Below are 23,932 nucleotides of genomic sequence, written 5' to 3'. Positions count from 1 at the left end.
CCCAACTTCCGATCCGCCTGCCAGCCCTGGCAGGCAGATCGCTTGTTTCAGACAGATTCAAATCCAGCTCTGGAACAGCATCAGCCGGTTGAAGGTCGCCATCGACGTCCCGATGGCGGCAACCGTGATCGGCAGCATCGCGATGAAGCCTGCGCATCCGACCGCCACGAAGGCCCACAACAGCCAGCGCGGCGCCCCCTTCCGCGTCAAGGCGTAGACCAGCACGAAGCTCGCGGTGGTCGCAGCCGGCAGATAGTAATAGATGAAACCGAGCGTGCGCGGCAGCAGCGCCCAGGCGAGATACGGGCCGAGATAGAACGCCAGCACGAGAAACGCATCGCGACTGCGGGTCGCGATCCAGTCGCGCAGCGCGACGATCAGCGCGATCAACGCGGGCCACAGGATCAGCGGATTGCCGAGAAACACGATCGCGGCGAAGCTGTCATCGCCGGCCTTCTCGAACAGATACCAGACCGGACGCACCAGGAACGGCCAGGACGGCCACGAACTCATATAGGTGTGGCCCGCGATCGCGGTCGTGGTGTTGTCGGCAAAGATGCGGCGCTGTGCCTCGATAAGGTCAGTGAGCGAGAAGCCGTACAGCGGTACGAAGCTCGCGAGATAGACGGCCGACGGGATCAGCACGAAACAGACGATGAAGTGGAGAAGACGGAAATCCGGCCACAGGTCCGGCCGGTACCAGTCCTCCGCATTGGCGTCGGCGAAGCGCGTGCGCCAGCCCTGCATCAGGCGGATCACTGCCACGATCGCGATGCACGTCGCGAGCACGAACAGCCCGCTCCATTTGCAGCCGATCGCAAGGCCCGCGGCCAATCCCGCCAGCGCAAAGGCAGACTGCGGCCGCTTCTGCCTGAAGCCGTGGATAAAGGCCGCGATCGCGAACAGACAGAAGGCGAGCGCGAAAATATCCAGCATCGCAATCCGCGACTGCACGAACAGCATCTGGTTGAAGAAGGCGAGCAGCACGGCCGCGATGGCACGCTCCTGCGAGGCGAACAGCGCGAGGGCGCCGAGATAGACCGCGACCAGCACGAGCGCTCCGAACAGCGCCGCGGGATAGCGCCATCCGAGCGGCACGTCACCGAACGCCTTGATCGACAGCGCGATGATCTCCTTGGCGAGCGGCGGATGCATCGGGTTGAGGATCGGACCCTCGACCACCGGCAACAGCATCTGGCGCGCCGCCGGCACGTAATGCACCTCATCGAAATAGAGCTTGTTCGGTGTGGTGATCCCAAGCAGCAGCACGACATGGGCGACGATGAAGATGATGGTCGCGACGATCGCCGTGCGTGCGACCGGACGCCGCAGAACAGAAGGAGATTCGGATGCGATGATCAAAGGGCGAGCACGCTGCGAGGGGAGCCAGTGTGAGCGAAGTGTGAGCTACGAGGGCCGCGAGTGTGATGTATGTGACGAGTGTGATCAAATCTCACGTTGATGTCCGCAACCGCGAGCATTCTCGAATCCATCGGCACTCACCATCCGGCGTAACTCAACACGGCTTGTGACAATTATACAATATCAGCTGCGTCCGCGATCCGGTACGATGAGAGGGTTAGGTCGATCGGTATTGCAATGAATTCGCGCCACAGCTTTTTCTCCTTACTTGCACTCGGTCTTGCGGTCGCACTGACGGCTCATCCCGTTCAGGCGCAAACGCGCGTCGGCGAAGCGGCCATGGTGAAGAACGAGGTCGTCCGCGTTGCGGCCGCGACCACGCCGATCAATGTCGGCGACGCGCTGCTGCGCGATGAGACGGTGCGTACCGGCCTCGAGAGCGCCGCGCGGCTGGTAATGGCCGACAGCACCAACCTGTCGCTCGGACCGAATGCCTCGCTCAAGCTCGATCGCACCGTGTTCGACGACGAGCATCATTATCGCGATGTCGCAATCCGCCTGACCTCGGGAGCGTTCCGGTTCGTCACCGGCCACTCCAACAAGGCCGCCTACACGATCACCACGCCGCTTGCGACCATCGGCGTTCGCGGCACGGTACTCGACATCCTGTCACAGCGCGGCAGGACCACCGTGGTGTTGCAGGAAGGCGCATCGACGGTGTGTACGTCGAACCGGCAATGCATCGATCTGACCCAGCCCGGCGACACCGCGATCATCACCTCGAGCGGCGGCCGCACCACGATCCAGAAGACCAACAATCCGCCATGGACCTTTGCCGCGACCTGCACCCAGGCCGCGGGCCTCTGCACCGTCACCCAGTTCGCGGACGCGTCACCGGTGACGCCGCCGGTCGAGGATGATCCCACCGGCATGCTGTGCGGACGGTGACGATGGCACGGCGTATCCATCACCTGGTCCTGTCGGCGGTCCTGACCATGGCGCTGTCGCTCGCGATGCTGCAGGCGTGGGCTGCGCCGGCTCAGGCGCAGAGTCCGACGCCGAACTGTACGAATTCCGATACGCTGTCAGCGTCGCCGAACTGTACATCGACCCCAACGCCGACGCCGACTCCTACTGCCACACCATCGCCAACGCCAACACCCACGCCTACGCCCACGCCGACACCAACGCCCAGCCCGTCGCCGACACCGATCACCGGCGCGCCGTCGAGCGGCAGTTCGATCAACAACCTCGCCGACCAGCGCTTCAACCAGATGATCACCAACCGCGTGCTCGGATCGGTGCTGCTCGGCGTCAACGAACAGATCAATTGCGACGACTGCATCAGTGCCTTCGGTTCCGCGGGGTCCTTCTCGGCCGGCATCCATGGCCGCAAGACCATTACACCGAATCTGTCGCTGCTCGTCGGCATCGCCTACACGCAATATGGCGAGGGCGGCTACAACGTCACCAGCGCGCCGATCGGCGCCTTCGCGCTGCGCTACGACTTCGTCGACTGGGGTTCGTCGCGGCCGTTCTTCGACGTCGGCACCATTCTCTCGCCGTCGGAGAAGGTGCGCTACACCCGCAGCTATGCGACCAGTCTCGGCCCGGTGTCGGTCACCGGCGAGACTTCGAGCGAGAACTACGGCGTGTATGGACGCGCGGGCTGGATCAGCCGGCTGTCGGCGCGCGACGAAGTCGCGGCTTCGGTCGAGGTCTGGCAGCTCTGGCAGCGAGTCAAGGGCTACAGCGATCCTGCCGTTGCCTTCAATCCATTCGACGCCACTATCGCCGACGGCACCGATCGCACCAGCCTGGTCAAGATCGGCGGCCAGTGGACGCATCTGTTCGGATCGAACATCGAAACGAACATTAATGGCGGCTGGGTGCAATCCTTTGCCAGCCATTCCGGCATCGTCGCCACCGTCACCGGCGATGGCACCATCGTGCCGACGATCGGCAACCAGGGCTGGTTCGAATATGGCGGCCGCGTCGGCTTCCGCATCACCAAGGGCTGGATCGCCGACCTCTTCGTCAACGGCACTGCCGGGCCACAGCCGGTCGGCAACACGCTTCACGGCGGCGTGGGGCTGCGGATCAGTTATTAGAACGGGGCCGCTGGTCCGGACCTGCACCGTCGAGCAACCGGATCAGCGCCAACAGCGACGTGAAGAACATGGTGAACACCATGATCACGACGGTCGCGCCACGGATATCCTGCAAGCGCCAGGACTGGCCCGCGAGGTCGACGATGTCTCCGGACTGTCCCAACATCCATGGCACGACATGCGTGATGCCGCCGCAGACATAGAACAGGATGCCGATCAGGCGCAGCTTGCGATCGGCGACCTGATCGGGCCTGAGCGGACCGCTGCGATGGTGCAGGTACAAGGCAAATCCTTGGAAGAACAGCCATGAGGTCAACAGCCAGCCGAAGAAATTCGACGGCGGCACGCCGAACACGGCTCCGCCCTCGTGCCAGATCCAGGCTTTGGCGATCGTCGAGCTGGGAGGGTCGACCACCAGATCCCACTGCGCGGTGACGAACGCCGCGACGACAGGCAGGACCACCAGGTTGAACCGGCGATCCAGTTGACGGTCGGCCCCGCCGAGCAGGGTCGCGGCGACGACCCAGGAAAAATAGCCCGCAGCAAACCACATCGGGCCGACGACGAACGGGATACGTCCGACGTTCGGAAGACCAGCACCGATCTCGAAATGATATCGGCCGAACGGGAATCCGGTGGCGACACCGATATTCTCCATGACGAATCCAACCGCGACGCTCATCGCGAAGAAAACAAGCGCGGCCCGCGATCCATAGGAGACGACGGCGTGCACGATTCCGCACGCAACGAACAGCGCCGCAAGCAGCTGCGCCATCGGCGTCGGATTCCAGGAGAAGCCGATGCCCGCCGCGAGGATGGCCACGACGGCCGGCCAGATCACCAGGTCTACCCTCGATGCAAAAGAAGAACCGTCAGTCCGCTCGCGCATCACCTGCCCCACGCAATCGCCGCGCATATCCGCCGATCGACGGTAGTCAATCGGTTCGGCGGCGACAAGCCGCCGGCCGCAAACGCGTCGCGTTCAACAACTGCGCCCGCCCCTTGGCAGCGATCGACAGAGCCCCTCTAGAACGTGACGAGCTCCTTGAGCTCGTTCCTGACGAATCGCGGCACAACCCGTCGGGCCACGAAATCATTCCAATCCTTGAACTTTGACTTTGCTCTCGCCTCCGTGATCGCAGTGACGCCGCGCACGCTGAGGTGCGGAAGCTTCACCAGCTCGCTGACAGGGGCGGTGTTGAGGTTGATCTTGTCGGCGTGACCGATCGACGCTCGTGTTGCGGGGACCGGGTGGGTTGAACCGGTCGTTGATGGAGATGTCTGTGCGACCGCGGTGGCGCCGATGATGGCGCAAACGCCGAGGCTGATGCAAATCAACCTGATAAGCATGGACCGCTATCCTTCGTGATATGACGCCCTTGACCCTGCCGCCGATAAAGCGGGGGCCGATTACCGCAAGATTACGCGCGCGATCGTCACGGCGGCATTCCGGGATGAGCGTGATCAGCGCATCAAGACGAAGAGCTTTGCTGCTCCATGATGCACCAGCATGTTGGCTCCTGGATCATTTGTCTGCGGCGCATTTCCCGGCGGCTGATTTTCCGGCAGCGCGACATCCGGCTCCGCGCGGAGCGGCGGCACTGTTTGCGGAGAGACATGTCCTCCACCCTGACCGGCATCGTTGACGAGGCTTGGCGGTGCATCGTCCGGCTCACGACGCGGCGCCACCAGGAACGCAACGAGGTTTCGCTTGATGCCTGGAATTCCGAACAGGCTCGATTGAACGGAAAACTCGCGTTTGACATAGCTTCCGGCGTGGGCCGCCATTCGCCCGGTCCATTCAAGGCAATCGTCCTGGTCATCGAAACAGAGCGCCGCCCAGCCGCGCTCCGGTGTCACCTCGCGAGGCAACGCCAATGAATATTGGTAGGCGAAAGGCTCGCCGTAATGCGGGTGATCGGAGCTGTAGAAGGCCACCGCAACCCCAAGGCTATCGTTGCCGCCGACGATCGACAGCGGCGTGCCCATCTGCTCGTGCCACAGCCGGGTGAGTTCGTCGGCGGCCTGGTGATAGACGTTTCGCCCTTCCTCATAACCGTAGCTGTTGCGGTAGAGCGCATGGGCAGGGGCTGCCATCACGGTGGCGACGATCGCTATTCCGGCGACCAGCAGCGCTGCATTCACCGTATAGAACCGCTCGATCCGATAGCGCGTACTGCACACGACGGCTACGGCGAACAGAAACAATCCTTGAAGCGCCCATAGCGACGGCAGGTCGGTGCCGAGCAATATGGACGTGATGAAAGGAAGAGCGATCGTGCCGATCGCAACGTGGCCGAGCAGCTTCAGATTGGGATCTGCCGCCGCGAGATCCCGAGGAAGGCGCTTTATTCGATACCCGGCGATCATCGCCCACGTCACGGCGGACACGCTCGTCGCAGCGGCAAGGCCCAACAGGAAATTGACGGCATCCCGCAGTGAATGGGGGAAATCGGCCCCCACATGTGTCGCGGCATAGTGGACAGGCTCCGCGCCCGTCGTGGCCAACCAGTGCAGATGCGGAGATAGCGCGATCAGCCCGACAACAGTGGAGATCCAGGGTGAACTGGACGTGAAATAGGCTCGTCGCAAGGGATGGATGATTGCCGACAACGCAAAGCTGGCGATCAGAAAGATGGAGTAGTACTTGCCCAGCATTGCAAGCGACGCCGTGACCCCCGCAGCAATCGCCCAGAGCGGCGCCCTCGTTTCAAAGGCGCGCAGGAAGCAGTAGGTTGCAAGCGGCCAGACCGCGAGCAACACGGCGTTGGCGTTGAAGCGCTGCGCGTGAAACTGGTATGCCGGGGTCAGCATCAGCAGGAGCAGCACGATCAGGCGCTTGTGGCCGGTCACAAACCTTCTTGCGATGAGATCGACGAACCACAACGCCAACGCTGCATTTGTCATCGCCATCAACTGCAGCGACCAGTCGGTGAGCGGAAACACCAAGGTCCACGCACCGGTCGTCCACCCCATCAACGGCGGATGCTTGGGATAACCCCACGCGAAATGCCTGCCATACGTCCAGGTCTCCAGCACGTCCGGATGCAGGCCGGCGCCGTGATAGGCCACCGACAGATACACCGTCCAGATGCCGACGAAGCAGGCGAGCAGCAGCGGCACCGACCACCCCGCCTCTACTCCCTCCAGCCATCGATTGAACGGACGGCGCCAAGGCGCCGGGCTGCGATCCGACCGCTTGGCCATCGCTGAGAACGCAAAATCGACCGGCATATCGTTCGGAAGCCTGGGGACGGAGATCGGAAAGCGCGATGCGAGCCGCGTTGTCCGCCATGCTTTTTCACAGCGACCATTACGATAGCCTGACGCGACTCCATTCACGCCTCTGTCTTGCGCGCGCCGAGGCGCCATCATTCGCCGGTCATGTTGATCGACGTCTCTGGCGGGGAAATCGCCGAGAGCGGATGCGCATGCGAAAGCCCGCTCGCTGTCATGACGCTGATCGGCTCCGGAGCGCCGATGTGTGTGGCACCCCTGATTGAGTCTTTCGGACGGGCCCCATCAGGGGTCGATCCGATCGCCACGGCCATTCCGGATGGCGGGTCGAGCCTCCAGGAAAAGGCCAATTACATCAACATATTCGCGAGGACACCGCGGTTTTCTTCCCGGCCGTAATCTTATTGTAATCCGTCTGTAATGGTAGAAACATTAGTTTACATTGGGGAGAAGGCGGTGCGCGTTCTGGTCGTGGAGGATGACCCGCAGCTCGGGCCATGGCTGCGGGATACTTTGGCTACGGCCTTCGGCGCATCCGACATGGTCACGACGCTTGAGGAGGGCCGCGCTGCGGTCGCCGTGCGAAGCTTTGAACTCGTCGTGATCGACCGCGGATTGCCGGATGGCGACGGTCTGGCCTTGCTGCGCGACCTTAAGCAGCAGAAGCCGAGCCCCGCGACGATCGTGCTGACCGCACTTGATGATCCCCTTGATATTGCGCGCGCCCTCGACGACGGGGCGGACGACTACGTGGCCAAGCCATTCGAACCGATCGAGCTGATTGCGCGAGCCAAGGCCGTGCTGCGACGTCTGTTTCTGGATAGAGGGGCGATCGTTCGCATCGGCAATCTGAGCTACGACGTCCTCAATCGCGAGGTCTGCGTCGACCATGCGCCAATTGTTGTCCCGCGGCGTGAACTGGCGATCCTGGAAGCGATGGTTCGGCGCATTGGGCGCGTTGTCCTGCGCGAGACTCTCGAAGTTGCCGCTTACAGCTTTGATGACGAAATTCAATCAAACGCGATCGAGGCTCACGTTTCGCGGCTGCGCCGGCGCCTTCGCGCGGCCAACTGCAAGGTCGTCATCAAACCGGTCCGTGGCCTCGGATATCTGCTGAGTGGCGAATGATGATTTTGAAATGGCAAAGGCTCAAGCGCGTCCATCGCTCGATCGCGGTGCTGTCCGCGACGCTGATCGGCGCCGTGACGACCATCATGCTGCTCTGCGCGGCAGCACTGCTGATCCGATTTGGCGGCGACGATGACGGCACCTGGGCCGCCGCCGACGTCGCCGATGCATTGAAGGAAGCCGTCATCCGCAACGCGGCCGGGCAACTGGCGCTCAAACGGACATCGAGGCTGGACGAGATCACCCGCAGCTTCCCGACATTCTGGTATGTCGTGTCCGACAAGAGTGGAGAGGTCACCTACGGCCCAATCCCGAAGTGGCGTCCGCAAAAGACCCAGACATCGCGTGACGGGACGAGTTTCATCGCCTACGCGTTTGACGGCGAAACCACCAATCTGAGGAAGATGGCGGTCGTCAGAAATACGCCCGTGGGTGAGGTGTGGATTGAAACCGGTGGCGTGGCCTATACGGCCGCGCAACTGACGACCGGAATGCTCACCGATGCGACGATCGTTGCGCTCCCCATCATCCTTGTCCTGGCGGCGACGGCGTTTACCGCGATGGTCTTCGTGCCGTCGCTGATCGCGCGTCCCGTCCGGGCCGTGGCGGCGGCCGCCGAGATGATCGATGGGGTTTCGGATGGCCGACGACTGCCGGAACAGGATGCGCCGGCCGAGCTCTTGCCTCTGGTCGCGGCTTTCAATCGCGCGCTATCGCGAATAGACGTCGCTTCGAAAGCGCAACGAAATTTCCTGTCGAATGCGGCACACGAACTTCGTACGCCCCTGACCAATGCGCGCACCATACTCGAGCAGGTCGAGGACGCTCCGTTGCGTGCCAGGCTGATAGCCGAGAACCAGAAGCTGTCGTCGATCGTCACCATGCTGCTGCAGCTGGCGCGTATCTCCGCAGAACCTGCCGAACTGATCGAAATGGATCTTGCGGCGCTTGCGCGCAGGGTTGCGGCCGAACACGTGCCGATGGCGTTGAAGAACGGAAGCGATGTCGAATTCATCGAGCCCCGTCACCCGGTCTGGGTGCGTGGCTCGGAAACCGCGATCGCCGTCGCGCTCTCGAACCTGATCCGAAACGCCGTAACGCACGGCAGCGCAGGCGGCTCCGTCCTCATCGAAGTCGGAGCACCAGCGCGGTTGAGCGTCATTGACTACGGATCGGGACTCCAACTCGGTCAGCCCGAACTGCTGCTTGAGCCCTTCAAGCGCGGAAGCACCCGCACGGAAGGAACAGGGTTGGGGCTTTCGATCGTCTCCCAGGTGATGACCACCCACGGCGGCACCGTTGCCCTCTGCGAGACGCCTGGCGGCGGCACCACGGTCGAACTGAACTTTCCGGTCCCCGGCTGCCGGCAAGCCGACCTGCCTTCAGGGAGAAAAGCCGCCCAAGCCATGACCGAAGCCCGGGCGGGCGGCATCTCCGCTGCCTGAAGTGCTGTCTCAATCCGTCAAGCGGATTGCCAACTGTCGCTCATTGCCGGCTTCGAACGCCTGCATTGTGCGGCGGCTCACGCGGTGGCTGCAGACTGCGCCTTCATCGCGGCCTCGACGTCCATCCACATCACTTCCCAGATGTGACCATCGGGATCCTCGAAGCTGCGGCCGTACATGAAGCCGTAATCCTGCTGCGGCGACGGATCGGCGGTGCCGCCCGCACCCTTCGCCCTGGTCACATAGCCGTCGACGGCCTCGCGGCTCTCGGCAGAGAGGCAGATCAGCATCTCGCTCGTGGTCCTGGCATCGGCGATTGCCTTCGGCGTGAACTGCCTAAACTTGTCGTGCGTCAGCAACATGACATGGATGGTCTCGGAGATCACCATGCCGGAGGCGGTGTCGTCGGAGAATTGCGGATTTTTCGTCGCGCCGATCGCCTCATAGAAGGCGGTGGCACGGGCGAGATTGCTGACCGGCAGGTTGACGAAGATCATTGTCGGCTTAGCCATGAAAGGCGCTCCTTTTTGCAGGTTATGCCCCGAGGACGAACCGCATAGCCGGATCCCGACATCGCCGCGCAGATTTTTCTTGCGGCGTCCTGACGCAGGCCGCGTCAGGTCACGATCGGCGCCGGCATGGTCAGAAATGCCCGCGTCACATGCCAGAACAGCTCGCGATTGGTGGCCAGCGCCACAGAATGGGCGGTGCCGGGCAGGATGATGAATTGCCGGTCGCCATTCGGCAGTTTGTTGAAGAACTCCTCGAGATCGGGGACCGTCGCGATCCCGTCATACTCGCCGCGGACCAGCAGCACCGGCGCCAGCACCTTCTCCGGATGTACCACCGGCAGATTGGCGGTCATGTCGAGATAGGTGCCGGTCGGGATCTGGTCGCCGAACTGCATCTCCACATCGGCCAACGCTTCCACCACGGCGGGGTCCGACGTGCCCGGCTTGTCGCGGGTCGCTATCGATCGGATCATGTCGCGGTCGCGCTTGCGCATGTTGTGGCTGCGGTAATAGGCAAGCTGCTCGGCGCGCTTCGCCAGTGTCGGCGAGCCCTCGCCCTTGTAGGTGAAGGCGGCGAACACCAGGCGATCGATGCGCTCGGGCGCGGCCATCGCGAACGCACCTGCCCGCAGCGCGCCGGAGGATTCGCCGATGAAGTGATATCGCCGCTCGCCGGTCTCGCGCGCGATCACCTCGACCGCCGCCTTCAGATCCTCGACGCCGCTCGCGATATCCGCATTGCCTGAGGTGCGGCCCGACTTGCCGTAGTTCTCGTGATCCATGGTCCAGCAATCGAAGCCGTAGCGCGCAAAGACATTGAGCAGCGAATACTCGCCCTTGCCGGGCACCGTGAGGTCGAACGCCCTCGATGTCACCGACGAGCCGTGGACGAAGAACACCACAGGCCGCGCCGGCTCGCCCGGTTTCGGCGCGCCGATCCGCTTGCGGAACATCCACAGCGGGATGTCACCCTTCTTCGCCCAGTATTCGTTGCTCCATATTTCTCCTTCGGCAGGAAATGCGGTCGCGGCCTGCACCGGCGTTGCGCCGAGCACTCCGGCTGTCGTCGCCACGCCGATGCCCTTGATGATGGTGCGCCGCGAATGGTCTGCTGGCATCATGGTTCGCTCCCTTCCGGATTTCTTCGTCCGATCCGGTGCGATCAAGCATAGCAGCGCGCATGACCGGTTGTACGAAGCCGGCATCTCGCGGCCGCGGCTGCGATGCACGATTTTGTGAACGCGGTTTCCGGCAATCGGCGCGGACGACGGACGGACTTGGTCCTAGTCTCCGCCGCGGTCCGACCGGAAAAATCCGGCGAGATGCGGGAGCGAAGAATGAGCAGCAATCTCACCGACGAAGAACTTGCCGCCTTGATGCCCTCCGAACTTTGCCAGTACCAGACGCCGATTCCGACCCAGATCGTCTCCAGCGACGAGTTCTATCCCGACCCGCAGAACGAACGGCAGCGCGAGGTCGAGGCACGGTTGCTGGCAATGGCCGACGATCTCGGCGGCAAGCAGGGTCTCGATCGCCGAAAATTCTTCCAGACCGCGGCCGGCATGGCCGCTTCCTTTGTCGCGATGAACCAGGTCTATGGGGAGCTGTTCGACGTGACGCCGGCCGAGGCCGCAACGCCCGCGATGGCGCAAGAGCGCGCCAACGGACTGAAAGACCAGTTCATCATGGACATGCACACGCATTTCCTGCGCGACGACACTCGCATCATGGGCTTCGTGGAGATGCGCAAGGCGGTCGGCAAGGCCGGCTGGAACAAGGAGCTCAACGATCACGAGCAGACCATCGAGGATCTGAAGTTCAACAACTACAAGAAGGAGATGTTTCTCGATTCCGACACCAAGATCGCGCTGATCTCCTCGGCGCCGTCGGACATCGAGCAGGACTGGTTCCTGACCAACGAGCAGATGGCCGATGCGCGCAAGAAGATGAACGACGAGGCCGGCTCGCGCCGCGTGTTCTGTCACGCGATCTTCACGCCCGGCCAGCCCGGCTGGCTCGACAAGCTCGATGCTGCGCTGGCCTTGAGGCCGGAATCCTGCAAGGGCTATACGATCGGCGACAACACCCACAAGGAGATCAGCCGCTATCCGTGGCGGCTGGACGACGAGAAGGTCGCCTACAAGGGCTATGAGAAGATGGTGAAGGCGGGCATCAAGAATGTCTGCGTCCACAAGGGGCTGTTCCCACCCGGGATCGAGAAGCAGTATCCGAATTTGCGCGGCTTCGCCGACGTTGCCGATGTCGGCCAGGCGGCCAGGGACTGGCCACAGCTCAACTTCGTCATCTACCACTCGGCCTATCGCCATGTCGGTGGCGATCCCAAGGTCGCGCTGGCCGAATTCGAGCGCACGGGCCGCATCGCCTGGACCTCCGACCTCGCCGACATCCCGGCGCAATACGGCGTCAACAATGTCTACGGCGATGTCGGGCAATTGTTCGCGACCACGCTGGTCGCCGAGCCCAACGTCTGCGCCGCGCTGATGGGCACCCTGATCAAGGGCCTCGGCGTCGACCACGTCTGCTGGGGTACCGACGCGCTGTGGACCGGCGCGCCACAATGGCAGATCGAGGGCCTGCGGCGGCTGGAAATCCCCGAAGTGATGCAGAAGAAGTTCGGCTACGCGCCGCTTGGGCCTGCCGACGGACCGGTGAAGACGGCGATCTTCGGCGACAACAATGCCCGGCTCTACAACATCCAGCCGAAGCGCGCGATGCTGGACATCAGGGGCGACCGTTTCGCGATGATGAAGGCGCAGTATGAGAAGGCCGGCGCGGAGCCGTCGAATACGCGCTACGGCTATGTCGTGCCGAACGGTGTGATCGATCACCGCGTGTTCGTATAGTCTTCAGACGCCATCATTGCGAGCGAAGCGAAGCAATCCATCGCGCCGCGCACCGGAGAGATGGATTGCTTCGTCGCGGAGCCTGTCATCGGGCGCGCGTTCGCGCGACCCGTTGGCTCCTCGCAATGACGGCGCTACTTCCCCGTGAACCTCGGCTTGCGCTTCTCGGCGAAGGCCTTCACGCCTTCCTTGAGATCGTCGCTGTCCCTGACCTCATCGAGCAACCGCCGCGCGTCGGCGACTGTTTCAAGGGGTCCCTTCGGCATCGCCTCGCGGGCCAGCTTCTTCAGCGCGCGGACCACCAGCGGTGCATTGCCGGCGATCTTCGCAGCCATCTCCTGCGCCAGCGCGAGGTGCTGACCTTTCGGCGCGACCTTGTTGACGAAACCAATCTGGAAGGCGCGCTCCGCCGACATCTCGTCGCCGACCAGCAGAAACTCCATCGCGATCTTGTGCGGCATCCGCGCCATCACCGATGAGACGCCGCCCGCGGTGGTGCCGATCTTTCCCTCGGGGTAGATGAAGCGCGTCGTCTCCGAGGCCACACACAGATCGGCCATCTGCACCAGCACGAACGCGCCCCCCACGACCCAGCCGGATGTCGCTGCAATCACCGGCTTGTCCAGCTCGACGCCGAGGCCAGGCACGGCGTGCCACATGTTGGCGGGGAGATCACCAACATCGGCGCCGACTGAGAAATACTTTTCCTCCGACGAAGCCAGCACCGCGACACGATCGTCGCTGTCCCGAAACCGCAGCCAGGCGTCACGCAGCTCGGTACACAACGCGTTGTTGAGCGCGTTGTGCTTCTCGCTCCGTGCCATCGTGATGGTTGCGACGTGGTCGGCGCTCTCGTAGCGAACGAGCGTCATGCTGGCCTCCCTGTTGTTATTATCTTTCGTCGCGGCTGCGCCGCGACGTTTATTTCTTCTCGTCGGGATGCCGGTGCACCGGATCGACCCAGAGCACGTTCTCCGGCTTCTCGACCGGCTCGATGTCGAGATTGATCGCGACCGCCTCGCCGTCGGAACGCACCAGCACGCATTCCAGCACCTCGTCGGGACTGGCGTTGATCTCCTGGTGCGGCACGTAGGGCGGCACGAAGATGAAATCGCCGGGGCCGGCTTCCGCGGTAAACTGCAGCTTCTCGCCCCAGCGCATTCGCGCCTTGCCCTTCACGACGTAGATGATGCTTTCGAGGTGACCGTGATGATGCGCACCGGTCTTGGCGTCCGGCTTGATGCTGACGGTGCCTGCCCACAATTTCTGCGCGCCGACCCGGGCGAAATTGATCGCAGCCTTGCGGTCCATGCCGGCGGTCGAGGGCACATTCGGATCGAGCTGGTTACCCGGAATCACCCGGACGCCGTCGTGCTTCCAGCGCTCGTCGTCGTGATGGTGATGATCGTGGTCGTGAGAATGGGTGTGATCGTGGGAACCGCTCATCGTTCTTGCTTTCGTTGGTCAAGTTTCGTGCGTGGAACGCTACCGAAAAGCACGCGCGCAGGCGAGCAGAAAATCAGAACGTTCCGGCGCTGCCGCGCGTTGGCCTTGCGGAGCTTCAGCCACGCGGGCGCGGATGTGCCAGCACATCCGGATTGACCACATTGATCGGCGCACCGGCGGCATAGGCCACGATCTGATCGAAGATATCGGTGAACTGGATCTCGTATTCGTCGCGCGAGACGTAGCCGAGATGCGGCGTGCAGACCACATTATCCATGTTGAGCAGCGGGTCGGCGGTGTCGCGCAGCGGCTCCTTCTCATAGACGTCGACCGCGGCCATGCCGGGCCGGCCGGCGCGCAGCGCGTTGACCAGCGCGCCCGGCTCGATCAGCGGCGCGCGGCTGGTGTTGACGATCAGCGCGGTGTCTTTCATGCGCGCGAGGTCCTCCGCCTTGACGATGCCGCGCGTTGCGCCGACCAGCCGCATGTGCAGCGACAGCACGTCGCAGCGGGCAAAGAAATCGGCCTTGCTGGCGGCGGTCTCATAGCCGTCGGCACGCGCCTTCGCCAGCGCCGGTTCGCGCGCCCAGACCAGCACGTTCATGCCGAACGCCCTGCCATATCCCGCGACCACGGCGCCGATACGGCCATAGCCGTAGATGCCGAGCGTCTTGCCGCGCAACGTATGGCCGACGCCGATCTGCCATTTGCCGGCTTTCAGCGCCGCCATCTGCTGCGGGATCGCCCGCATCGCGGCGAGGATCAAGCCCCAGGTGAACTCGGCAGTGGCATAGGACGGCGTATCGGCATGCTGGCCCGACGACACGATGATGCCGAGCCGCGTGCAGGTGTCGATGTCGATATGCGGATAGACGCTGCGCTGGCTGATCAGCTTCAACTTCGGCAGCCGCTCCAGCAACGGGGTGCGGATCTGGGTGCGTTCGCGGATCAGCACCAGCGCATCGGTGTCGCGCAGCCGTTCGGCGAGCGCATCGACGTCCTGGACATGATCGTTCCAGATCGTGACGTCGTGGCCGTCGAGCTTGCGGAAACAATCGAGGGTGCGCAGCGTGTCGAAATAATCGTCGAGGATCGAGATCTTCATCGCTGCGCCCCTCTTGTTACGGGCCGGTTACTTGACGGCCATCACGTCACTTTACGCCCAGCAGTTCAACGTCGAACATCAGCGTGGCATTCGGCGGGATCACTCCGCCGGCGCCGCGCGCGCCGTAGCCGAGGTTCGGCGGGATGATCAGCGTACGCTTGCCGCCGACCTTCATGGTGGCGACGCCTTCGTCCCACCCCTTGATCACGTGGCCCTGGCCGATCGGAAATTCGAACGGCTCGTTACGGTCGACGGAGGAGTCGAATTTCTTGCCCTTCTGGCCGTTCTCGTAGAGCCAGCCGGTATAGTGCATGACGCAGGTCTGGCCGGTCTTCGGCGAGGCGCCGGTGCCGACCTTGCTGTCGATGATCTGGAGGCCTGAAGCTGTGGTCATGGGCTTTCCTGCGGTTTGAGCCATTGCCGTCCTGCCGGCAACGGACGTGGAGACTGCCGCCGCAAGGCCGGCGAATGCAGTCGTGATGATCGTGCGTCGTGAAGATTGCATCTGGGACGTCCTTCCTTGATTGATAGTGATCCGATCAGTAGCCGAGCGCGCAACCGTCCTTGCGCGGATCGGAGCCACCGGTCAGCGTGCCCTTCTCCCAATCGATCCAGATGCCCTGGCCGCCGCCGAGCGGCGCGACCACGCTGGTGGTCTTGTGGCCGATCTTCTTCAGGCCTTCGACGATCTCCGCCGGCACGCTGTCCTCGAGCTGGTAGACGCCCTCGTAATGCAGGCCGCGCGGCATGTCGATCGCCTCCTGAATGTCGCAGCCATAGTCGAGCATGTTGGTCAGCACGCGGGTCTGGCCGACCGGCTGATACTGCCCGCCCATGACGCCATACGGCATCACCGCGCGGCCGTTTTTTGTGGCCAGCGCCGGGATGATGGTGTGCAGCGGACGCTTGCCGGGCGCGATGCAGTTCGGATGCCCGGGCTGGATGCGGAAGCCGCCGGCGCGGTTCTGCAGCAGGACGCCGGTCTTGTTGGAGACGATCGCCGAGCCGAACGAATGCGCGATCGAGTTGATGAAGGAGCAGACGTTGCGGTCCTTGTCGACCACCGTGATGTAGACGGTCGAGGGATTCATCGGCGGCGCCACGTTCGGCAGCTCGAGCAGCCGGTCCATCCGGATATTCCTGATGTGCTCGTCGGCGAATTCGCGGGCGAGGATGCCGGCAACGTCGACATGCACGTGCTGGGGATCGGCGATATGCTGCTCGCGCATCATGTAGGCGATGCGCGCCGCCTCGGCCTCGAGGTGGAAGCGCTCGATGCTGAGCGGCTTGAACTGGGGCAGGTCGAAGCGCGACAGGATGTTGAGCATGACCAGCATGGTGATGCCGGGACCGTTCGGCGGGCACTGCCAGACGTCGTAGCCCTTGTACATCGTGCCGATCGGCGAGGTCGTCTCGGTCGAATGCGCCGCAAAGTCCTCCAGCGTATGCAGGCCGCCGATGCCGCGCAGCGTGTCGACCATGTCGGCGGCGATCTCGCCGCCATAGAAGGCGTCGCGGCCCTTTTGCGCGATGGCGCGCAGCGTCTTGCCGAGCTCGGGCTGGCGGATCACGTCACCGGCGACCGCAGGCTTGCCGTGCGGCAGCAGGTAGCGCTCGGTGTTGGTGCCGTTCTTCAGCTTCTCAAAACCGTTCTTCCAGTCGAAGGCGATGCGCGGAGCAACGACATAGCCCTCCTCGGCCGCCTTGATCGCGGGTTGCAACAGCCGATCGAAGCCGAACTTGCCGTGATCCCTGAGGATCGCGTCCCAGGCGTCGATCGCGCCGGGAATGCTGACGGCATGCGCCGAGGTCAGCGGCACCGAATGGATCTTTCGTTCGAGATACCAGTCGGCGGTGGCGGCCATCGGCGCTCGGCCGCTGCCGTTATAGGCCGTGATCTTGCCCTCGCCCTTCGGCTGGATCAGCGCAAAGCAGTCGCCTCCGATGCCGGTCGATTGCGGCTCGATGACGCCGAGCAGCGCGCACGCCGCAACCGCAGCGTCGGCGGCCGTGCCGCCCGCGCGCATCACCTCGATGGCCACCAGTGCCGCCTCCGGATGCGACGTTGCGACCATCGCGTTCTGGGCGTGGACCGTGGAACGGCCGGCGAAGTGGAAATTCCTCATAATGGAGAGCTCGCTTGATCGTGATGGTCTGATGCTGCTGCGGCGGGTGGATGCCAAGGGGATACGACGTACATGGCACATTCGTCCCCGGCAGGGCAATGCATGGTATGCCAGAGGAATTATCCCGATAATGCATGGCTTTGCGGGGTTTCGCCGATCTGGCTGGCCTGATAAACCCCGGCCATGCCGCTCAAGGTCGCCGCCTTCTACCAGTTCGCCGCGCTGCCCGACTTCCGCGCATTGCGCGAGCCGCTGCGCGCGCTCTGCACCAACCTTGATCTCAAGGGCAGCGTGCTGCTCGCGCATGAGGGCATCAACGGAACCATCGCCGGCAGCGACGAAGCCATCGATGGCTTCGTCGCGGAGCTTAAGGACGGGCCGCTGTTCGGCGGCCGCCTCGACAATCTCGAGCTGAAATTCTCCGAAGCCGCGAACATGCCGTTCCAGCGGCTCAAGGTGCGGCTGAAGAAGGAGATCGTGACGCTCGGCGACACCACCGTCGATCCGACGCGGCAGGTCGGCACCTATGTCGACGCCGGCGACTGGAACGAACTCATCGCCTCGCCCGACATCATGGTGCTCGACACCCGCAACGCGTTCGAGGTCGCGATGGGCAGTTTCGAAGGCGCGGTCGATCCCAAGATCGCGAGCTTCGGACAGTTCAAGGAATTTGCCGCACGGCAGCTCGATCCCGCGAAGCACCGCAGGATTGCAATGTTCTGCACCGGCGGCATCCGCTGCGAGAAGGCGAGCGCCTATCTGCTCGCGCAAGGCTTCAGCGAGGTCTATCACCTCAAGGGCGGGATCCTGAAATATCTCGAGGAAACGCCGCGGCAGGACAGCCGCTGGCGCGGCGACTGCTTTGTGTTCGACGAACGGGTCGCGCTCGGCCACGGACTGCGCGAGCGCGGGCACGAGGATGCCGTGCATGAATGACGCGGCAAAGCTGAGCGAGCGGATCGATGCGCTGGAGGTCCGCCTGACCTACCAGGACGAAGCCATCGAGACGCTGAACCAGACCATCACGGCACAATGGAAGCAGATCGACGCGCTGACGCGCCAGCTCGCCGAGCTGCGCGACCGTCTTCAGGAGGCCGAACGCCAGGCGCCGGGCCCCGCCAACGAGCGACCACCGCACTACTGATCGGCGCCGCCGGTGTCCGGCGGCACCGGATTACATGCTGCTCACCTGACGCATCGGCTTCGCGCCGCTGAAGAACAGGCTGGACAACCGCTGCACCATCGCCGTCGCGCGGCTTCCCTCGAGGCCCGGGCGCACGCACAGCAGGCGCTTCTGCAGCGGAAGCTCCGGAAGATAATAGTCCTTCGCCGAGATCAGCGAAGACGGGATCATCCGCTCGGGGCACGCCGTCAGGCCGTATCCGGCCCGTGCGGCTTCCAGTCGCAGCTGGTGGTTCGGGCTCCTGAACACGATCTTGTATGAGATGCTGTGCTTGGTGAGCGTCCGGATCATCCAGTCGTCACCCGGCCACGCCAGGATCGGGATCGGCGCGCCCGGCCTCAGAACAAAATCGCGTGATCGTACCCAGACCGAGCGCTCGTCGGCTTCGGCGGCGATCGTCACGTCGTCTTCGTTCTCCAGCGAAGGGTTGCTGTAGACGAATGCGATGTCGATGTAGCCGTCGATCAATCCTCTGATGACGATCGGCGACATGTCGGCGTGAACCAGCACGTCGGCGAGTGCGTCGGCCGGATGCAGCTTGAGGAATTCGTCGGCGAGCATCGTGCTCATTCCGAGTCGCAACGGCTGCGGTCCTTCGTGATTGCCGCCGAGCCGAAGCAGTTGGTCGTTCGCTTCGAGGATTCGCCTTGCCTGCTGCACGGCGACCTTGCCAAGCTCCGTCGTCGTGGTGCCGTTCGCCGTTCTGACGAAGAGCGCGCCGCCGACGAGGCTCTGTAGTCGCTTGATCTGCGAACTGATCGCCGGCTGACTGAGGCCGAGACGCTCGCCAGCCTTCGATAGACTTCCCGTCTCTGCAATCGCAACGACGGTGCGAACAATCTCTGTCGGAATATTCAAATGCTGACGTGGTCTGTGCATCGCGAGCCCTCCAATCTCAGCACGGGACGCAATTACGTTCTCCAGTATGTGATTCAGCTATACTAACATTTGGTTGCACTTTCGTTTAGGTTCAATTTGTTGCATCGCCCCTGCAATTGCAGGTCATATGTATTGTTACGTGCATTGCCACGTAGTGCTACGGTATCGGACGACTGCATCTGCACACGCACGCGGCACCTCGACACCATCAGACCCCGGGTTTCTGCGGACATGGCATCAAAGATTCTGATCCCCCCATAACGGGTCGCCCACCCGATAAGTTTGAACGCTGCCATTGATCTGAATTGACGTCGCCGATTCGCGGAAGCGTTTTCATAGTTTTCCTTAATCAAAGCCTCGCAACGTGGCGCCCTAGTTGCGTTTCGAGGTGTGCCATGACCAGGTTCTTTCGCTGTCGTAGCGGCGCTTCTGCTGTCGAATTTGCGCTGATGCTGCCGCTGTTTCTCGCCTTCATTTTCGGCATCATTGTATTCGGTTCGTATCTCGCGATGGTGCATGGCGTTCAGCAACTCGCCGCCGAAGCGGCGCGGTCGTCGATCGCCGGAATGACCGACACCGAACGCAACAGCCTCGCGACGAATTACGTCACCGCCAACGCATCGACCTATCCGCTGCTCGTAGCCGGCAATCTCACCGTCAATGCCGCGCCGTCCCCGTCGAACGCCAACGTCTACGTCGTGACGGTCAACTACAACGCGGCCGGAAACTTCATCTACAAGCTGCCTTTCGTTCCCGCTCCGGCGAGCACCATCGTCCGCTCCGCGGCGATCCAGTACGGGGGATTCTAGCATGGGCGGCTTCCTCATGCTGATGCGGCGCTTCGGCGCCGACGAACGAGGAAACTTCGCGATGATCAGTGCTGGCCTGATGACGCTCCTGATCGGGTGCGCCGGGCTTGCCATCGATCTCGGCACGATCTTCGCCGACCGGCGCAAGACCCAGAGCACCGCCGACCTCGCCGCGATCGTCGCTGCCGCCAATCTGAACAATCCGGTCAACGCCGCCTCCGCGACGGTGACGCAGAACAACTATCCGGCCAGCGCGCTGGTCAAGGTCGAGACGGGGACCTACACCGCAAACAGCGCCGTCGCGCCGCAGGCCCGCTTCGTCACCCCGGCGGTCGGCATTCCGAACGCCGCGCGCGTCACGTTGACGACCAAGACCCCGCTCTACTTCGCGCGCTATCTGACCGGCGCGAGCAGCTTCAACATCACGACGACCGCCACCGCGACATCGACCGAAATGGCAACGTTCGAGATCGGCTCGCGGCTGCTCTCCGTCAACGGCGGCGTGATCAACGCGCTGCTCGGCTCGATGCTCGGCACCACGCTGTCGCTCTCGGTGATGGACTACAATTCGCTGATCAGCGCCAAGATCGACGCCCTCGACTTCCTGTCGGCGCTGGCGACCCGGATCAACCTGACCGGCGTCACCTACAGCGACCTCCTGAGCAGCAACGTCAAGGTCGGCGATATCATGGCGGCGGCGCTGACCACGCAGCAGATCACCAACGGCGCCAACGCGGCGACGACCGCGCTGTCGACGATCTCCCAGGCCGTCACCGGCTCCTCAGCCAAGGTTTCGCCGGGCACCCTGATCGACCTCGGCCCGTTTGCCAACCTGACGGTGGGCCAGAAACCGAAGGTCGGCGCCAGCGTTTCGGTCTTCGACCTCATCAACACGGTGGCGCAGATCGCCAACGGCAACCATCAGATCGCAACCTCGGTCAATTTCGGGCTGCCCGGCATCGCCAACGTATCCGTGATCGCGACGGTCGGCGAGCGCCCGGTCGGCTCGAGCTGGATCGCGATGGGCACCCAGGGCGTGAGCGTCCACACTGCGCAGACCAGGATCCTGGCGACGATCAATGTGCTCGGCTCCGGCAGCGTTTCCGCGATCAACCTCCCGGTCTATGTCGAGGTCGCCTCGGGCACCGCGACACTCAACGCGGTGTCGTGCGGCCATCCGAACATCAACACCTCGCAGGTCACGATCGGCGTGACGCCGGGAATCGTCGACGCCTGGATCGGCAACGTCACGGTTGCCGACATGACCAACTTCACGACCAAGCCCAATCCGCCGCCGGCGCTGCTGGTCAATCTCGGCCTCGTCACCGTCACCGGCCTCGCCCATGCCGGCATGGGCAACACCACGCCGACCAACGTCAATTTCAGCTACAGCGACATCCAGTCGGGGACGAAGAAGACGGTGACGACCACCAACTTCCTCACGTCGCTCACATCAAGCCTGCTCGGCGACCTCTCGCTCACCATCAATGTCGGCCCGCTCGGGCTTCCGATCCCGGGACTGGGCGCGCTGGTGATGAGCATCCTGAACGGCGTGACGAGCCCCATCGATCAGGTGCTGGCGTCCTTGCTCTCGACGCTCGGCATTGGGCTCGGCCAGGTCGACGTCTGGGTGCTGGGCATCCGCTGCGATGGCGCGGTGCTGGTGAACTAGAGCATGATCCGGAAAAGTGTGTAGCGGTTTTCCGAAACGATCATGCTCAAAACAAAGAGATAGAGCGGGATGATATTTCGACGAAAAGTCATCCCGCTCTAGCGTTCTCCGGGGAACGATCGCGACTGGGCATCACATCGGGGTAGGAGACTGGCGTGAGTGCAACAATAAGAAGATACAAGATCGACAGCCAGCGAACCGTCCTGATGAAGCGTGGAACGATCTTCTTCCGCAACGCCAGCGTTGGATGTCTTGTGCTCAACATCTCGACCGGCGGCGCGGGGCTGGCCGTGGAAAGCGATGCCGCAGTTCCGTTCGCGTTCGATCTCGAGATCGAGAGCGAACCGATCCGGCGGCACTGCATTCTGGTCTGGCGGCTGGAGCGCCGACTCGGCGTGACCTTCGAATTTGACCGGGTGCAGCGCCCCGAAGGCGGTCCGGTCTAGCCGGTCCGGAGCGCCACGATATGCGGGCGCGGTGCGCCTCGAACCGCCGCTGCGCGGCGGGCCGTTCCTGGCAGAACTGAACTCGTTTCGCATCGTGGTTAGGCGATCGCTGCGATATACGAGCTAATTGTCCCGATTGCCGTCGTGCTTCGACGGCGCCGGTTGCGTGGCGCTGACGGGATCGGAGGCCGGGAAGGTATCCTCCAGCCCCTCCTTCAACCGGGAGCGCGCCTTGCGGTCGGCAGCCCGTGCCTCGTGCGGCTTCTCGGCGTACTTGTCATGCGCGGCAGGATCGAATTTCTCGGCCATAGCGTCCCTCCAATCCGGGGGACAACGTCCTTGCGCAGAGGGGGGTTCCAGAACCGCCTTGGCCCATTGCGCCGCAGCGTGTATCAGGGGCCAAATTTTGACCGTGATCAGGAACTTTCGCGTGCCCCAGGATCCCACCAAGAAGCCGCTCATTGACCTCCTGTCGGGCCACCGACAGGCCGTGCCGCCGCTCTGGATGATGCGGCAGGCCGGCCGCTATCTGCCGGAGTATCGCGAGCTGCGCGCCAAGGCCGGCGGCTTTCTCGATCTCTGCTTCACGCCCGAATTCGCCACCGAGATCACGCTGCAGCCGATCCGCAGGTTCAACTTCGACGCCGCAATCATCTTCTCCGACATTCTGGTGATCCCCTACGCGCTCGGCCGTTCGGTGCGCTTCGAGGCCGGCGAAGGGCCACGGCTCGATCCGCTGGCAACGCCCGGCGAGATCGCGACGCTGGCCACCGAGGCCAATTTCGACAAGCTCGAGCCGGTCTTCGAAACCCTCCGCCGCGTCCGGCGCGAGCTTGCGCCAAACATTACGCTGATCGGCTTCTGCGGCGCGCCATGGACGGTTGCGACCTACATGGTGGCCGGACAGGGCACGCCGGACCAGGCCCCCGCACGGATGCTCGCCTATCGCCATCCGGACGCCTTCGCTGGGATTATCGACGTCCTGGTCGAGAACTCGATCCACTACCTCGTCGGCCAGCTCAAGGCCGGCGCCGATTGCCTGCAGATCTTCGATACCTGGGCCGGCGTGCTGCCGCCACGCGAGTTCGCCCGCTGGTCGATCGAGCCGACCCGGCGCATCGTTGCAGGGGTGCGCAAGCAGGTCCCCGATGCAAAGATCATCGGCTTTCCGCGCGGCGCGGCGGGCATGCTGCCGGCCTATGTCGAGCAAACCGGCGTCGATGCCGTCTCGATCGATTGGGCAGCCGAGCCGTCGATGATCCGCGAGCGGGTGCAGAGCCGCGTCGCCGTGCAGGGCAATCTCGATCCGCTGGCGCTGATTGCCGGCGGCGCCGCGCTCGACCGCGCGGTCGACGATGTGCTGGAGAATTTCGGCAACGGCCGGCTGATCTTCAATCTCGGTCACGGCATCCTGCAGGAGACGCCGATCGCCCATGTCGAGCAGATGGTCGCACGGGTGCGCGCGTATAAGGGGTGATGTAGCCCGAGTTACCGACCTAACACCGTCACCCTGAGGAGACCGCGCAGCGGTCGTCTCGAAGGGTCGACGGCCCGGGTCTCCCTCCTCCGTCGATGGACCGGCCCCGGATTACGCTTCGCTCCATCCG

The 23,932-nt window shown here is 63.4% G+C and carries 24 protein-coding genes; 11 read left to right on the top strand and 13 right to left on the bottom strand.

All coding sequences use genetic code 11. The features are described from left to right. Nucleotides 1–57: 57 nt before the first annotated feature. The gene (locus tag ACE10Z_RS08950) at nucleotides 58–1,362 is read right to left on the bottom strand and encodes a phospholipid carrier-dependent glycosyltransferase (protein ID WP_375787601.1); all 1,305 of its coding nucleotides are present in this window, start codon (nucleotides 1,360–1,362) and stop codon (nucleotides 58–60) included. A 237-nt stretch (nucleotides 1,363–1,599) separates the two neighbouring features. On the opposite strand from ACE10Z_RS08950, the gene ACE10Z_RS08945 reads away from it, so the two are divergent. Beyond that, nucleotides 1,600–2,310: a FecR domain-containing protein gene (locus ACE10Z_RS08945; protein WP_375787600.1), complete on the top strand. Its 711-nt coding sequence runs from the start codon at nucleotides 1,600–1,602 to the stop codon at nucleotides 2,308–2,310. A 2-nt stretch (nucleotides 2,311–2,312) separates the two neighbouring features. Next, nucleotides 2,313–3,473, top strand: coding sequence for a hypothetical protein (locus ACE10Z_RS08940; protein WP_375787599.1), 1,161 nt, complete (start codon nucleotides 2,313–2,315; stop codon nucleotides 3,471–3,473). Here ACE10Z_RS08940 and ACE10Z_RS08935 read toward each other — a convergent pair. The 3 genes from ACE10Z_RS08935 to ACE10Z_RS08925 form a co-directional block, all read right to left on the bottom strand. Continuing rightward, nucleotides 3,463–4,314 (bottom strand): carotenoid biosynthesis protein, encoded by an 852-nt coding sequence (locus ACE10Z_RS08935; RefSeq protein WP_375787598.1) that lies wholly within the window; start codon nucleotides 4,312–4,314, stop codon nucleotides 3,463–3,465. The genes ACE10Z_RS08940 and ACE10Z_RS08935 overlap by 11 nt on opposite strands. 185 nt (nucleotides 4,315–4,499) lie before the next feature. Then, a complete protein-coding gene (locus ACE10Z_RS08930; RefSeq protein ID WP_375787597.1) occupies nucleotides 4,500–4,823 on the bottom strand; it encodes a hypothetical protein in 324 nt (107 codons plus the stop codon). A gap of 114 nt (nucleotides 4,824–4,937) precedes the next feature. Beyond that, complete coding sequence (locus tag ACE10Z_RS08925) at nucleotides 4,938–6,707, bottom strand: glycosyltransferase family 39 protein (RefSeq protein ID WP_375787596.1); 1,770 nt, start codon at nucleotides 6,705–6,707, stop codon at nucleotides 4,938–4,940. Nucleotides 6,708–7,166: 459 nt separating this feature from the next. Between ACE10Z_RS08925 and ACE10Z_RS08920 the strand changes: the two genes are divergently transcribed. Both ACE10Z_RS08920 and ACE10Z_RS08915 read left to right on the top strand, forming a co-directional pair. Continuing rightward, nucleotides 7,167–7,838 carry a response regulator transcription factor gene (locus ACE10Z_RS08920; RefSeq protein ID WP_050401724.1) on the top strand — a complete coding sequence of 224 codons (672 nt, stop codon included), beginning with the start codon at nucleotides 7,167–7,169 and terminating at the stop codon, nucleotides 7,836–7,838. Further along, nucleotides 7,838–9,283, top strand: a complete 1,446-nt coding sequence (locus ACE10Z_RS08915) for a sensor histidine kinase (RefSeq protein ID WP_375789784.1) — start codon at nucleotides 7,838–7,840, stop codon at nucleotides 9,281–9,283. The genes ACE10Z_RS08920 and ACE10Z_RS08915 overlap by 1 nt, the downstream gene beginning before the upstream one ends. Before the next feature lie 77 nt (nucleotides 9,284–9,360). On the opposite strand, the gene ACE10Z_RS08910 is transcribed toward ACE10Z_RS08915, so the two are convergent. Beyond that, the gene (locus ACE10Z_RS08910; RefSeq protein ID WP_375787595.1) at nucleotides 9,361–9,795 is read right to left on the bottom strand and encodes a VOC family protein; all 435 of its coding nucleotides are present in this window, start codon (nucleotides 9,793–9,795) and stop codon (nucleotides 9,361–9,363) included. Between the two features lie 104 nt (nucleotides 9,796–9,899). Next, nucleotides 9,900–10,916: an alpha/beta hydrolase gene (locus ACE10Z_RS08905; protein ID WP_375787594.1), complete on the bottom strand. Its 1,017-nt coding sequence runs from the start codon at nucleotides 10,914–10,916 to the stop codon at nucleotides 9,900–9,902. A gap of 216 nt (nucleotides 10,917–11,132) precedes the next feature. On the opposite strand from ACE10Z_RS08905, the gene ACE10Z_RS08900 reads away from it, so the two are divergent. Further along, nucleotides 11,133–12,659 carry an amidohydrolase family protein gene (locus tag ACE10Z_RS08900; RefSeq protein WP_375787593.1) on the top strand — a complete coding sequence of 509 codons (1,527 nt, stop codon included), beginning with the start codon at nucleotides 11,133–11,135 and terminating at the stop codon, nucleotides 12,657–12,659. Nucleotides 12,660–12,793: 134 nt separating this feature from the next. Here ACE10Z_RS08900 and ACE10Z_RS08895 read toward each other — a convergent pair whose 3' ends face one another. The 5 genes from ACE10Z_RS08895 to ggt all read right to left on the bottom strand — a co-directional run bounded on the left by ACE10Z_RS08895 (nucleotide 12,794) and on the right by ggt (nucleotide 17,336). Further along, complete coding sequence (locus tag ACE10Z_RS08895; protein ID WP_375787592.1) at nucleotides 12,794–13,531, bottom strand: enoyl-CoA hydratase/isomerase family protein; 738 nt, start codon at nucleotides 13,529–13,531, stop codon at nucleotides 12,794–12,796. A gap of 49 nt (nucleotides 13,532–13,580) precedes the next feature. Beyond that, nucleotides 13,581–14,105 (bottom strand): cupin domain-containing protein, encoded by a 525-nt coding sequence (locus ACE10Z_RS08890; RefSeq protein ID WP_076866333.1) that lies wholly within the window; start codon nucleotides 14,103–14,105, stop codon nucleotides 13,581–13,583. Between the two features lie 115 nt (nucleotides 14,106–14,220). Further along, the gene (locus ACE10Z_RS08885) at nucleotides 14,221–15,210 is read right to left on the bottom strand and encodes a D-2-hydroxyacid dehydrogenase family protein (protein WP_375787591.1); all 990 of its coding nucleotides are present in this window, start codon (nucleotides 15,208–15,210) and stop codon (nucleotides 14,221–14,223) included. 46 nt (nucleotides 15,211–15,256) lie between these two features. Continuing rightward, nucleotides 15,257–15,715: an FKBP-type peptidyl-prolyl cis-trans isomerase gene (locus ACE10Z_RS08880; protein WP_375787590.1), complete on the bottom strand. Its 459-nt coding sequence runs from the start codon at nucleotides 15,713–15,715 to the stop codon at nucleotides 15,257–15,259. A gap of 34 nt (nucleotides 15,716–15,749) precedes the next feature. After that, nucleotides 15,750–17,336 (bottom strand): gamma-glutamyltransferase, encoded by a 1,587-nt coding sequence (gene ggt / locus ACE10Z_RS08875; protein WP_375787589.1) that lies wholly within the window; start codon nucleotides 17,334–17,336, stop codon nucleotides 15,750–15,752. A gap of 183 nt (nucleotides 17,337–17,519) precedes the next feature. Between ggt and ACE10Z_RS08870 the strand changes: the two genes are divergently transcribed. Together ACE10Z_RS08870 and ACE10Z_RS08865 are read left to right on the top strand one after the other, a co-directional pair. Beyond that, nucleotides 17,520–18,272 (top strand): rhodanese-related sulfurtransferase, encoded by a 753-nt coding sequence (locus ACE10Z_RS08870; protein WP_375787588.1) that lies wholly within the window; start codon nucleotides 17,520–17,522, stop codon nucleotides 18,270–18,272. After that, a complete protein-coding gene (locus ACE10Z_RS08865) occupies nucleotides 18,265–18,480 on the top strand; it encodes a SlyX family protein (RefSeq protein ID WP_050401697.1) in 216 nt (71 codons plus the stop codon). Before ACE10Z_RS08870 ends, ACE10Z_RS08865 begins: the two co-directional genes overlap by 8 nt. Nucleotides 18,481–18,510: 30 nt before the next feature. On the opposite strand, the gene ACE10Z_RS08860 is transcribed toward ACE10Z_RS08865, so the two are convergent. Beyond that, nucleotides 18,511–19,398, bottom strand: a complete 888-nt coding sequence (locus ACE10Z_RS08860) for a LysR family transcriptional regulator (RefSeq protein WP_375787586.1) — start codon at nucleotides 19,396–19,398, stop codon at nucleotides 18,511–18,513. A 395-nt stretch (nucleotides 19,399–19,793) separates the two neighbouring features. On the opposite strand from ACE10Z_RS08860, the gene ACE10Z_RS08855 reads away from it, so the two are divergent. The 3 genes from ACE10Z_RS08855 to ACE10Z_RS08845 all read left to right on the top strand — a co-directional run bounded on the left by ACE10Z_RS08855 (nucleotide 19,794) and on the right by ACE10Z_RS08845 (nucleotide 22,325). Beyond that, nucleotides 19,794–20,207, top strand: a complete 414-nt coding sequence (locus ACE10Z_RS08855; RefSeq protein ID WP_375787585.1) for a TadE/TadG family type IV pilus assembly protein — start codon at nucleotides 19,794–19,796, stop codon at nucleotides 20,205–20,207. A 1-nt stretch (nucleotide 20,208) separates the two neighbouring features. Beyond that, complete coding sequence (locus ACE10Z_RS08850; protein WP_375787584.1) at nucleotides 20,209–21,879, top strand: pilus assembly protein TadG-related protein; 1,671 nt, start codon at nucleotides 20,209–20,211, stop codon at nucleotides 21,877–21,879. 155 nt (nucleotides 21,880–22,034) lie between these two features. Continuing rightward, nucleotides 22,035–22,325 carry a hypothetical protein gene (locus ACE10Z_RS08845; RefSeq protein WP_375787583.1) on the top strand — a complete coding sequence of 97 codons (291 nt, stop codon included), beginning with the start codon at nucleotides 22,035–22,037 and terminating at the stop codon, nucleotides 22,323–22,325. Nucleotides 22,326–22,448: 123 nt separating this feature from the next. Here the strand turns inward: ACE10Z_RS08845 and ACE10Z_RS08840 are convergent, their stop codons facing one another. Then, the gene (locus ACE10Z_RS08840; protein WP_375787582.1) at nucleotides 22,449–22,634 is read right to left on the bottom strand and encodes a hypothetical protein; all 186 of its coding nucleotides are present in this window, start codon (nucleotides 22,632–22,634) and stop codon (nucleotides 22,449–22,451) included. A gap of 121 nt (nucleotides 22,635–22,755) precedes the next feature. Between ACE10Z_RS08840 and hemE the strand changes: the two genes are divergently transcribed. After that, nucleotides 22,756–23,802 (top strand): uroporphyrinogen decarboxylase, encoded by a 1,047-nt coding sequence (gene hemE / locus ACE10Z_RS08835; protein WP_375787581.1) that lies wholly within the window; start codon nucleotides 22,756–22,758, stop codon nucleotides 23,800–23,802. Nucleotides 23,803–23,932: the final 130 nt, after the last annotated feature.

Origin of the sequence: Bradyrhizobium sp. Pha-3 (assembly GCF_042258615.1) — a bacterium.
In the GTDB taxonomy this organism is placed as follows: domain Bacteria; phylum Pseudomonadota; class Alphaproteobacteria; order Rhizobiales; family Xanthobacteraceae; genus Bradyrhizobium.
The sequence above is the reverse complement of the archived record's forward strand: the minus strand, read 5'-3'. Positions and strand labels throughout refer to the sequence as shown.

Bases quoted from the DNA above. Each gene is read 5' to 3' on its own strand.
- ggt (WP_375787589.1), bottom strand. From the start codon at position 17,336: ATGAGGAATTTCCACTTCGCCGGCCGTTCCACGGTCCACGCCCAGAAC.
- ACE10Z_RS08855 (WP_375787585.1), top strand. From the start codon at position 19,794: ATGACCAGGTTCTTTCGCTGTCGTAGCGGCGCTTCTGCTGTCGAATTT.
- ACE10Z_RS08910 (WP_375787595.1), bottom strand. From the start codon at position 9,795: ATGGCTAAGCCGACAATGATCTTCGTCAACCTGCCGGTCAGCAATCTC.
- ACE10Z_RS08915 (WP_375789784.1), top strand. From the start codon at position 7,838: ATGATTTTGAAATGGCAAAGGCTCAAGCGCGTCCATCGCTCGATCGCG.
- ACE10Z_RS08925 (WP_375787596.1), bottom strand. From the start codon at position 6,707: ATGCCGGTCGATTTTGCGTTCTCAGCGATGGCCAAGCGGTCGGATCGC.
- ACE10Z_RS08860 (WP_375787586.1), bottom strand. From the start codon at position 19,398: ATGCACAGACCACGTCAGCATTTGAATATTCCGACAGAGATTGTTCGC.
- ACE10Z_RS08940 (WP_375787599.1), top strand. From the start codon at position 2,313: ATGGCACGGCGTATCCATCACCTGGTCCTGTCGGCGGTCCTGACCATG.
- ACE10Z_RS08905 (WP_375787594.1), bottom strand. From the start codon at position 10,916: ATGATGCCAGCAGACCATTCGCGGCGCACCATCATCAAGGGCATCGGC.
- ACE10Z_RS08945 (WP_375787600.1), top strand. From the start codon at position 1,600: ATGAATTCGCGCCACAGCTTTTTCTCCTTACTTGCACTCGGTCTTGCG.
- ACE10Z_RS08840 (WP_375787582.1), bottom strand. From the start codon at position 22,634: ATGGCCGAGAAATTCGATCCTGCCGCGCATGACAAGTACGCCGAGAAG.
- ACE10Z_RS08850 (WP_375787584.1), top strand. From the start codon at position 20,209: ATGGGCGGCTTCCTCATGCTGATGCGGCGCTTCGGCGCCGACGAACGA.
- ACE10Z_RS08865 (WP_050401697.1), top strand. From the start codon at position 18,265: ATGAATGACGCGGCAAAGCTGAGCGAGCGGATCGATGCGCTGGAGGTC.
- ACE10Z_RS08885 (WP_375787591.1), bottom strand. From the start codon at position 15,210: ATGAAGATCTCGATCCTCGACGATTATTTCGACACGCTGCGCACCCTC.
- ACE10Z_RS08900 (WP_375787593.1), top strand. From the start codon at position 11,133: ATGAGCAGCAATCTCACCGACGAAGAACTTGCCGCCTTGATGCCCTCC.
- ACE10Z_RS08870 (WP_375787588.1), top strand. From the start codon at position 17,520: ATGCCGCTCAAGGTCGCCGCCTTCTACCAGTTCGCCGCGCTGCCCGAC.
- ACE10Z_RS08890 (WP_076866333.1), bottom strand. From the start codon at position 14,105: ATGAGCGGTTCCCACGATCACACCCATTCTCACGACCACGATCATCAC.
- ACE10Z_RS08895 (WP_375787592.1), bottom strand. From the start codon at position 13,531: ATGACGCTCGTTCGCTACGAGAGCGCCGACCACGTCGCAACCATCACG.
- ACE10Z_RS08880 (WP_375787590.1), bottom strand. From the start codon at position 15,715: ATGCAATCTTCACGACGCACGATCATCACGACTGCATTCGCCGGCCTT.
- ACE10Z_RS08930 (WP_375787597.1), bottom strand. From the start codon at position 4,823: ATGCTTATCAGGTTGATTTGCATCAGCCTCGGCGTTTGCGCCATCATC.